Origin of the sequence: Microbacterium sp. PRF11, assembly GCF_031844085.1 — a bacterium.
In the GTDB taxonomy this organism is placed as follows: Bacteria; Actinomycetota; Actinomycetes; order Actinomycetales; family Microbacteriaceae; genus Microbacterium.
Map to the genome: position 1 here is coordinate 806,846 of NZ_JAUZUP010000001.1, position 10,224 is coordinate 817,069.

At 74.8% G+C, this 10,224-nt stretch carries 6 protein-coding genes; 3 read left to right on the top strand and 3 right to left on the bottom strand.

Annotated elements, in window-relative coordinates; genetic code table 11:
• Positions 1-10: 10 nt before the first annotated feature.
• Together Q9R20_RS03840 and Q9R20_RS03845 are read right to left on the bottom strand one after the other, a co-directional pair.
• Positions 11-1,564 (bottom strand): urea amidolyase family protein, encoded by a 1,554-nt coding sequence (locus Q9R20_RS03840; RefSeq protein WP_311248068.1) that lies wholly within the window; start codon positions 1,562-1,564, stop codon positions 11-13.
• Positions 1,558-2,310 carry a 5-oxoprolinase subunit PxpA gene (locus Q9R20_RS03845; RefSeq protein ID WP_311248069.1) on the bottom strand — a complete coding sequence of 251 codons (753 nt, stop codon included), beginning with the start codon at positions 2,308-2,310 and terminating at the stop codon, positions 1,558-1,560. Before Q9R20_RS03845 ends, Q9R20_RS03840 begins: the two co-directional genes overlap by 7 nt.
• A 176-nt stretch (positions 2,311-2,486) precedes the next feature.
• Between Q9R20_RS03845 and Q9R20_RS03850 the strand changes: the two genes are divergently transcribed.
• Complete coding sequence (locus Q9R20_RS03850) at positions 2,487-4,154, top strand: ABC transporter ATP-binding protein (RefSeq protein WP_311248070.1); 1,668 nt, start codon at positions 2,487-2,489, stop codon at positions 4,152-4,154.
• 66 nt (positions 4,155-4,220) lie between these two features.
• Here Q9R20_RS03850 and Q9R20_RS03855 read toward each other — a convergent pair whose 3' ends face one another.
• Positions 4,221-7,931, bottom strand: coding sequence for an aldehyde dehydrogenase family protein (locus tag Q9R20_RS03855; protein WP_311248071.1), 3,711 nt, complete (start codon positions 7,929-7,931; stop codon positions 4,221-4,223).
• A 232-nt stretch (positions 7,932-8,163) separates the two neighbouring features.
• On the opposite strand from Q9R20_RS03855, the gene Q9R20_RS03860 reads away from it, so the two are divergent.
• Positions 8,164-9,288 (top strand): S1 family peptidase, encoded by a 1,125-nt coding sequence (locus tag Q9R20_RS03860; protein WP_311248072.1) that lies wholly within the window; start codon positions 8,164-8,166, stop codon positions 9,286-9,288.
• A gap of 270 nt (positions 9,289-9,558) precedes the next feature.
• Positions 9,559-10,182, top strand: a complete 624-nt coding sequence (locus Q9R20_RS03865) for an NAD(P)H-dependent oxidoreductase (RefSeq protein ID WP_311248073.1) — start codon at positions 9,559-9,561, stop codon at positions 10,180-10,182.
• Positions 10,183-10,224: the final 42 nt, after the last annotated feature.

Sequence of the window (10,224 nt, forward strand, 5' to 3'; positions counted from 1 at the left end):
GCGGGCCTCGTCAGACGCGCCGGAAGCGCACGTGATCACCCGGCCGCACCTGCGCGAGCGCGTCCAGCGCGGCATCCGACACCACGGCGATCACGGGGTACCCGCCGGTCACGGGGCCGTCGGCCAGCAGGACGACCGGGCGCCCGTGCGGCGGCACCTGGATCGCGCCGGGCCGCATGCCCTCGCTGGGCAGTTCGTCGTGGCGCCTCCGGTCGAGGGCGGGGCCGTCGAGGCGGATGCCGACGCGGTCGGCGTGCGGCGACACGCTCCACGCCGTATCCGCCAGCGTGTCGAGCGCACCGGGCGCGAACCAGTCGGCGCGGGGTCCCGGGGCGATGAGCACGTCGATCGAGGGCGGCGGGACCGTCCAGGGGAACGAGTCGACGGTCGGGACGGCGGATGCCGGCTCCCCGACGGACAGCTCCTCCCCGGCGGTCAGCGGTGCGGGGCCGAGACCGGCCAGTACGTCCCGCGCCCGCGAGCCCAGCGCCATGGGCGCGAGGATGCCGCCCCGCACAGCGAGGTACGCGCGGAGCCCGGCACGCGGGGCACCGATGCGCAGCTCGGCGCCCGCGGGCACGAGGACGGGGGCGTAGGCGTCCACCGCCCGTCCGTCGACGGTGACGTCGGCGAGAGCGCCGGTCGCGCAGGCCCACGTGTCGGTCTCAGCACGGGCGGCGAAACCGCCCATCGTGATCTCGAGGGCCGCGGCGCCCTCCGCGTTGCCGACCAGCCGGTTGGCGATACGCAGCGCCGCGCGGTCGAGCGCGCCGGAGCGGGCGACCCCGAGCGCCGCGCGGCCGGGTCGGCCGAGGTCCTGCACGGTGGTGGCGCCGCCGGGTGAGTCGATCCGCAGGACGGGACGGGACGCGGCGGACGACGCCGCGACGGGGGACGCCCCGACGGGCTCGGCCGCCTCCGTCGACGCGGAGGCGGCGGTGAGGCGGACGCGCTCGGGCACGAACCGCACGCGAGCCCGCGGGGGCAGGAGCACGGGGTCGGCGGCATCCGGGTTGAACAGCACGGCGTCGGTGGTCCCGATGAGCCGCCACCCGCCGGGGGTCTCGCGGGGGTAGGCGCCGCTGAACCCGCCCGCGAGCCCCACCGCTCCTGCCGGCACGCGCGTGCGCGGCTCGGCCAGGCGCGGCACGTCGAACGGCCAGTCCGCGCTCACCAGGTAGGCGAAGCCCGGGGCGAACCCGGTGAACGCCACCGTCCACTCCACCCCCGCGTGGCGGGACACCAGATCGGGAACGGGGATGCCGAGGAGCTCGGCGGTGGAGTCGAGGTCCGCGCCGTCGTAGCGCACCGGCACCTCGACGAGGGGACCGGGGGCGATGGCATCCGGGGCTCGCCCTGCCGCACGGAGGACCCAGGACCCGATGCTCTCGGACGACACCCGCGCGGGGTCGAAGACGACGAGCACGGTGCGCGCGGCGGGGACGAGATCGTCGACGCCGTCGAGGACGTCGGCGTCGAGGGCCGCGTGAAGAGCCAGGACGGCGGCGAGGTCCGCGACCTCGGCGAGCACGGCCCGCTCCCCCATCGGCAGCAGGGTCACCACGGCGCGCGCACCATGATCCCGGCGGTGTCGAGCGCTGCACGCACGGCGCGGGCCATCGCGACCGCCGACGGGGTGTCTCCGTGCAGGCACAGGGACGCGGCATCCACCGCGATGCGCGTCCCGTCGACTGCCTCGACCTCGCCCGCACGCACGAGGCGCAGGGCGCGGTCGGCGACGACGGCGGGGTCCTCGACGAGGGCGCCCGGCTCGCCGCGCGGCACGAGGAAGCCCCGGGCGGTGTAGCCGCGATCGAGGAACGCCTCCTGCACGAAGGGCAGACCCGCGGATGCCGCGGCCTCGGCGATCGCGCCGGGCATGCCGAGCACGGGCAGCGCGCGTCCGAGTCGCTCCGACAGGTCGGCGACGGCGGCGGTGACGGCGTGGGCCTGCCGCGGATCGTCGATCACGGCGTGGTAGAGCGCCCCGTGCGGTTTGACGTATCGGAGGTCGGCCCCCGCCGCGGCGAGCGCGGCGAGCTGCGCGGCGACGCTCGCACGCAGGTCGGCGGGCGCGGGGTCGCGGCGAACGCGTCCGAAGTGGGCGCGATCGTCGTAGGAGGGGTGCGCGCCGACGGCGACGCCGAAACGTGCGGCGCGCTCGACGGCATCCCTCATCGAGGCCGCGTCTCCCGCGTGGGAGCCGCAGGCGACGTTCGCGCTGGAGATCACGGCGAACATCGCCTCGTCGTCGGCGGTGGGCACGCCGTCGACGGTCTCGCCGAGGTCGGCGTTGAGGTCCACGCGCATGCTGCCACGGTAGCGGCGGCCGGCCGGCCCGAGCGTTGCGCGTCTTCTGCGGAACCTCCGTCTCCGGCGGCCCGGGTCCGATCTGCGGGAGCCGTGCGATCGCCGACGCGTTACGGCCGCGTGACGATCGGCGCGAAAGGCTGGGCAGAACCGCACCGACCGGTCAGGATGGAGGGATGACCTCCGATGTCGCCGGTCCTCCCGCTCCGGCATCCCCCATCCCCCTCCTCTCGGTCCGCGACCTGGCCGTCGACTTCGCGACGATGGACGGCCCCGTGCGGGCCGTCGACGGCGTGGATCTGGACATCCACGCCGGGGAGACCATCGCGATCGTCGGCGAGTCCGGATCCGGCAAGTCCACGACCGCCATGGCGATCATCGGGCTGCTCGCCTCGGGAGGGCGCGTCGCCCGCGGGCAGATCCTCCTCGACGGCGAAGACCTCACGACGTTCGGCGAGGCCCGCATGCGGCAGGTGCGCGGTCGCCAGATCGGCCTCGTGCCCCAGGACCCGATGTCGAACCTCAACCCCGTCGCCAAGATCGGCACGCAGGTCGCCGAGACGCTGCTCGCGCACGGCCTGGCCGACCGCTCGAACGTCAAGGGCCGCGTCGTCGAGGCGCTGCAGGCGGCCGGGCTCCCGGATGCCGAGAAGCGGGCGACGCAGTACCCGCACGAGTTCTCCGGCGGCATGCGCCAGCGTGCGCTCATCGCGATCGGTCTGGCCTGTCGGCCCCGCCTGCTGATCGCCGACGAGCCGACGAGCGCCCTCGACGTCACGGTGCAGCAGACGATCCTCGACCAGATCGACAAGCAGACCGACGAGCTCGGCGCGGCCGTCCTGCTGATCACCCACGACCTGGGCCTCGCCGCCGAGCGGGCGTCGAAGGTCGTCGTGATGCACCGAGGGCGCGTCGTCGAGCAGGGCCCGGCGCGGCAGATCCTCGAGAACCCGCAGCACTCGTACACGAAGTCGCTCGTGGCGGCGGCGCCGTCGGTGGCGGCCGTGCGGCTGCGGCCCGAGGACTTCCGCAGCGACCGACCGGTGGAACCCGCCCGCGACAACATCGTCGAGATCACCAATCTCACCAAGGTGTACCCCGCACGGGGCAAGGCCGAGGACTTCCGCGCGGTCGACGACGTCTCGCTGTCGATCCCCCGCGGTCAGACCGTCGCGATCGTCGGCGAGTCGGGCTCGGGCAAGACCACGACCGCCCGCATGCTCCTCAACATCGTCGAGCCCACCAGCGGCTCGATCACCTTCGACGGGCAGGACGTCGCCGCTCTCAAGGGCGATGCCCTGCGGCAGTTCCGCCAGAAGGTGCAGCCGATCTTCCAAGACCCCTACTCGAGCCTGAACCCCATGTTCACGATCGAGCGCATCGTCGAGGAGCCCCTCTCCTTCTACAAACGAGGGTCCAAGGCCGAGCGCTCGAAGCGCGTGCGCCAGCTGATGGACGACGTGGCCCTGCCGGCATCCATGCTCCGCCGCTACCCCTCGGAGCTGTCGGGCGGGCAGCGCCAGCGTGTCGCGATCGCGCGGGCCCTGGCGCTCTCGCCCGAGCTGATCGTCTGCGACGAGCCGGTGTCGGCGCTCGACGTGCTCGTGCAGGCGCAGATCCTCGATCTGCTCGGCGACCTGCAGCGCGAGTACGGCCTGAGCTACCTCTTCATCTCCCACGACCTCGCGGTGGTGCGCCTGATCAGCGACTACGTGTGCGTGATGAAGGACGGGCGTCTGGTCGAGGCGGCATCCAGCGAAGAGGTCTTCACCAACCCCCGCGACCCGTACACGCGACGCCTGCTGTCGTCGATCCCGGGCAACGAGCTGGGGCTCGCCGGCTGAGACGCGGCGCCGGTTCGGCGCCGGCCCCGCGTCCGCGCGGGCCGGCGCCCCGCCGCGGAGGCCGGGTCAGATGACCTCGCCGCTCCAGCCGTCGAGACGGCCGAACCGGAACGCGCCGATCGACACGGCCTGCTCCCGCAGGAACGGCAGCAGCTCGAGCCGCCCAGCCGTTGTGACCTCGTCGGCGTACACCGTCCGTGACAGGTCGGCGCCGGCGACCTCGGCGACCGCCGCGCGAAGCGCCGCGACGGTCTCGGCCGGGCCCACCAGACGGATCCGCGGCGGAAGCGGAACGCCCGCGAGGGCGGCGGCGTCAGCGGCATCCGTCCCTCCACCGGCGAGACGCTGCAGCCACTCGGCGTCGGTCTCGACCGACACGGCCACACCGCCGTCGCCCAGCAGGTGCCGCACCGCCGCGGGCAGGCCCACCGGGGTGCTGAGCGAGAAGCTCGAGCCCGACCGCACCGCCGCAACCAGGACGCGCAACACCGCCTGCCAGGACGCGTCACCCGTCGCCCGCACCGCGACGTCGACCGGACGGTAACGGCGGAGGTTGCGTTCGACTCCGAGCCGCGACACGTCGCGCACGCGACCGAACTCGCGGTCCCACGCGACGGCGTCCGACAGCGCACCGCGGCGCAGCCAGTCGAAGGCCTCGTACGAGAGCGTCGGCTGCGCGGCCTCGATGAGGGCCGTGATGCGGCTGTCGAGTCCGCGCAGGTGCAGGGTCGACGACGACGCCCCACCGGCGCTCGGCCGCCACGACCCGAGCGTCACGAGGCGGTTCGGACCGCCCGCCATCGCCCCGTCGCCGACACTCGCCTCGCCCCAGCCGCCGAGCGGCTCGCGCTGCACCACGCCGCCCGGAGACGGTCGGTTCGCGCGCAGGACCGCCGCCTCCGCCGTGTCGAGCCACAGCTCGAGGTCGGCGGCGTCGCGCGTATAAAGCCCCGCGAGGAAGCCGGAACCGATCGCGTTCTGCAGTTCGATCGCCCGCGTCACGGTGGGGGCGTGCAGGATGCCGAGCACGGGCGCCGCGACCGCCGCGCGCGTCAGGTGGGAACCCGCCGTCACACCCGTACGCACCCCGGGCGACCAGAACCGACCCGCGGTCTCGGCACCGAGGTCGAGCTCACGCGGTTCGACGAGCCAGCGCTCGCCCTCGCCGAGCACGGTCAGCGCGCGGCGCACCTCACCGGCCGGCTCCTCGACGAGCGGACCGATGTCGGACAGCGGGTCGTCGGCGGGACCGACCCGCAGCGACGACACGGCGTCCCTGAGCTGATCGTGGAAAGCCGTCGAGCGCGCCACGGCGCCGACGAGGATCACCAGCGACACCGCGGTGGCGGCCTGCCCCGCCCGGGCGAAGGCGCTCGCGACGATGTCGGCGACCGCCGCATCGAGATCGGCCGAGGGGGCCACGATCACGGCGTTGCGCCCCGCGGTGAACGCCTGCAGGGGCAGCGCGGGTCGCCACGCGGCGAAGCGCTCCGCGGTCGCGCGCGCGCCCGCCAGCAGCACCCGATCCACGCCGGGGTGCACGATGAGCGCGCGCCCCGAGGCGTCTTCGTTGAGATCGACGTAGGCGAGCAGATCGCGCGGCACCCCCGCCGCCCACAGCGCTTCCGCGACGACGGCGCCGGCACGTCGGGCGCGCGGGGAGGGTGTGAGGACCACACCGGACCCGGCGGCGAGCGCCGCGAGCGTCTCGGCGGCGCACAGACCGACGGGGGCGTTCCAGCGCGGGGCGACGACGGTGACCCGATCGGGCACGAACACCGCACCCGGTACGCGGTCGAGCTCCTTGGCCGTCGCCGCGTAGTAGGCCGCGGCATCGACCGCCTGGCTCACCTCGGCGTCGGCCTCGGTCAGAAGCGCCCCGCCCTCGGAGGCGAGCACCTCGATGAACTCGGCGCGGCGCTGGGCGAGCGTGCGCGCGGCCGACTGCAGGACGGCGGCTCGGTCGGCGGCGGCGAGCGCGCCCCACGGCTCGGCCGCGGTCCGCACGCGCTCGATGACGGCGTCCAGTCCCGCCTCGTCGTCGACACGACCCGCGGCGGCGGTCGCGTCGCCCGCGGTGGACGCGGCGACGCCGCGCAGGGCGGCCAACGCCCAGGCGCGATCCTCCGCGACCGTCGGATCGGTGTCGGCGACGTTGCGGAACCCGGGCGCCCCGCCGGCGAGCTCGGCACTCTCGCGCGCCGAGAAGACCGCGGTGTCGACGAAGGCCTGTCCGCCGAAGAGCATCTGCTGCACGTCCGGCCCCAGGGCGGAGGTGTCCCCGGATGCCGCGGCCTCCCGCGCGATGCCCAGCACCGCCTGGGTGAGCCCGGGCTCCGCGGTGTCGTCGTCGGCGCGATCGCGCAGGATCGCCGGGTCGTCCTCTGCGCGGCGCTGCGCGGGCCGGGGCGCCGGGGACGGGACGGCGGCAGCGTCGACGGCCCGCCGCACGCGGGCGGACACGGCACGGGTCTCGGGGGCCTCGTCGCCGGGCTGGGAGTCCTCGTCGGCAGGGACGGCGACGGGGAGGGCGGCGGCCTCGGCGAGTTCGGCGGCGTAACGCGACGCGAGCCGGGCCGAGACCGCGTCGAGGTCGTCGGGATGCACCGCTGCCGCCGCGACCACGTGCGCGCGGTCGGGACGCCAGGCGGCGCCGCGCGGCACGACCAGGCGCAGCGCGTCGGTCGGGCCGTCCTCGGCTCGGGCGTCGTCGGCCAGCGCGAGGGCGAGAGCGGCGCGCTCGGGATCGGCGGTGGCGACCTCGACGACGAAGCCTTCGCGGCCGCGGTCGCTGAGCGCCTCGCGCAGCGCGCGCACGAGCAGGGCGTCGACCTCGTCGCGCGCTGTGGCGACCGGGGCGAGCCATCCGTGGCGGGCCGCGCGGACGGCATCCGGGACATCGGCGAGCTCATCGCTCAGCCGCACCGTCAGACGCCCGCCACCGGCGCTCACGCGCACACGGGCCCACGCGGCCAGCTCGCGGACCGCATCGAGCGTCTCGGCCGCGGCGACCGGGAGCGCGATGCCCGCGTGCAGGTCGAGCAGACCGGGTTCCTCGAGCACGCGCGTGAGCACCGCCACGGTGAGATCGAGCTCGTCGCGGCCGGGAGCCACGAGCGTCACGTGGGTGCCCGCCGTCGCCGCGGCGAGGAGCACCGGGAGCACCCGCTCCGCGGCGTGCTCGACGTCGGCGTCGAAGTCCCACCGGGAGAGCCCCGGCACCACGTCGGCGACGGCGAACGACACGCGATCGACGTCGTCGCGCGAGACGAGGGAGCGGATGCCGTCGAGCCGGCGGCGGGCGGCGGTGTCGCCGAGCACGGCGGGGCCGTCCAGGCGCAGGTCGAGGACGACGCCGTCTGAGGCAGAGGCGGCGAGCTCGGCGCCGAGGTGCTCGGGGCGGGCGTCGAACACCAGAGCGCCCAGCAGGTCGCGCAGGGCGCGCCGCGCGAGAGGCACGGCGGGCGTCGGCAGCACGGGAGCGACGGCACCGCCGAGGTGCAGGGCCCCGCGCACGAACCACGGCAGCGACGCGGGGATCTCCCCGGCGAGACGATGCAGCGCGGCGGCGGCGGCGCTCATGCTCTCGGGGCGCAGAACGCCGTCGACCGCGGCGGCGACGAAGGCCGCCGCATCGGGGTCGACCGGCAGTTCGCCCCGGCGTGCCGGGGCGAGGGCGTCGGCGCGCGGAGCGAACGCCGCGGACGCGGCCGCGGCGCGCGAGGCGAGGTCGGCGGAGAGCGCAGGACCGGTGGTGCCGGGGTCGTTCGTGCTCATGTCCGTCAGCCTAAAGACCGGCCGGGCGACGGCCGGACGGCCCGCCGCGCAACCCGCGGATCGGGGTCGTGGGGGCCCTCTCGCCCGCGCCCCGTCGCGTGTCCCCCGAATGGCCGACATTTTTGTACCGGGGCCACCAATGTGGAGGAATTCCTTCGCTTTCCGGCCCTGTCGTGTTTATATGTCCGCGGGTACCCACCATTTATCCCCCTGGATGGAAGGTCACTCCAACGTGAACCGATTCTCGAAGACGGTCGTCGGCGCTGCCGCCCTCGGCCTGTTCCTGACCACCGCCGCCACCGCCCCCGCGCTGGCGCAGACCCCGGCCGCCCCCACGGGTGCCGCCGTCGACGGAGTCGACGCGCAGCTGCTCGAGGCGATGGCCGCCGACCTCGGCACCGATGTCGCGGGAGCCCAGGACGTCCTGCGTTTCCAGGCCGACGCCGCCGGCACCGCCGACGAGGTCGAGGCCGCATCCGGCGACGCCTTCGCGGGCACCTGGCTCGACGAGTCGACGCGCACCGTGTACGCCGCCGCGACCACCGATGCCGCTCGCGAAGCCGCGGCCGACGCGGGCGCCGTGCCCGTCGCGGCCGAGCACTCGCTCGCCGACCTCGAGGCCATCGCGGCGCAGATCGAGGCGAGCCCGGTGCCCGACGTCATCCCCTCCTGGTGGATCGACGTCGAGGCGAACGACCTCGTCGTCGACGTCGTCGTCGGCGGCGACCAGGCGGCGGCCGACTTCGTCGCCACGCTCGACGCCCCTGCCGACGCCGTGCGCCTGCAGACCGGCGTCGAGGCGCCGGAGACGTTCGCCACGATCCGCGGCGGCATGTCGTACTTCATCAACAACGCCAGCCGCTGCTCCGTCGGCTTCGCCGTGCAGGGCGGCTTCGTCACCGCCGGACACTGCGGCGTCACCGGCGACAGCACGAACTACGGCACCTTCCGCGGTTCGTCCTTCCCCGGCAACGACTACGCCTGGGTCGCCACCCCCAACCACACCCCCGTCGGCCAGGTCATGGACTACGCCGGTGGCGCGGTCGCGGTGAAGGGCTCCACCCAGGCCGCTGTCGGCGCGACCGTCTGCCGCTCGGGCTCGACGACCGGATGGCACTGCGGCCAGATCCAAGGCTTCAACTCCACCGTGCGTTACCCGCAGGGTTCGGTGTCGGGCCTCATCCGCACGAACGTCTGCGCCGAGCCGGGCGACTCCGGCGGCTCGCTGCTCGCCGGCAACCAGGCGCAGGGCGTCACCTCCGGCGGCTCCGGCGACTGCACCTCGGGCGGTACGACCTACTTCCAGCCCGTCAACGAGATCCTGCAGACCTACGGCCTGACGCTCCTCACCAGCTGATCCCCTCCCCCCGGGTACCCCGGAGCCCCGGTCGCCGTCGGCGGCCGGGGCTTCGTCGTGGGCGCGGGGTGGCCGGGGGGGGCGCCGGCCGTCGCCTGACTCCTGAGATCTCTCGGCGGCACCTGCCGCTTCCTCACGCCCCGCCGCGGGCGCCCCCGGGCGAGCGCCTGCCTCTCAGGAGTTCGACGAGTCCGCGCGGTCCGGCGTACGTGCGGCACCGGTCGGCGTCAAGCGGCCGCCGAGCCGGAACGCGCGCGCGACACTGGCGGCATGCGCATCCTCCACATCATCTCCTCCCCTCGGCACGACGGCGCCTCGGTCACCATCGCGTCCGCCCTCATCGAGGCGCTGCGCGAGCGGCATCCGGATACCGAGGTCGACACGCTCGACGTCTGGCGCGAGGATCTTCCGGAGTTCGACGAGAGCGTCATCGCCGCGAAGTACAAGTGGGTCGACGGCGAGGACCTGGATGCCGCGGAGGCCCGCGCCTGGGAGAAGATCGACGCGCTCGCGCGCCGGATCCGCGAGGCCGACCGCATCGTGCTGGGCGTGCCGATGTGGAACTGGTCGATCCCGTACAAGCTGAAGCAGCTCATCGACCTCGCCGCCCAGCGCAACCTGCTCTTCACGTACGACGGCGTGCACTTCGGGCCGGCCGTGGACGTGGCGCGCGCGGACGTCGTGTTCGTCCGCGGGCAGTACTACGGGGAGGACGGGCCGACCCCGGGGTCGATCTTCGACCACCAGGTCGCCTTCGTGGAGTTCTTCCTGCGCACGATCGGCGTGCGCGACGTGCGCTCGCTCATCGTCGACGGCACGTGGGACCCCGCGGCCGAGGAGGCGATCGCGGACGGCGTCGAGCGGGCACGCCGGCTCGCGTCGTCCGACGACTGAGGAGCGAGCGGAGACGAGAGTGCCCCGGCCGCATCCGCGACC

Coding starts and splice junctions, on each gene's coding strand:
- Q9R20_RS03845 (WP_311248069.1), bottom strand. CDS start 2,310: ATGCGCGTGGACCTCAACGCCGACCTCGGCGAGACCGTCGACGGCGTG.
- Q9R20_RS03850 (WP_311248070.1), top strand. CDS start 2,487: ATGACCTCCGATGTCGCCGGTCCTCCCGCTCCGGCATCCCCCATCCCC.
- Q9R20_RS03855 (WP_311248071.1), bottom strand. CDS start 7,931: ATGAGCACGAACGACCCCGGCACCACCGGTCCTGCGCTCTCCGCCGAC.
- Q9R20_RS03865 (WP_311248073.1), top strand. CDS start 9,559: ATGCGCATCCTCCACATCATCTCCTCCCCTCGGCACGACGGCGCCTCG.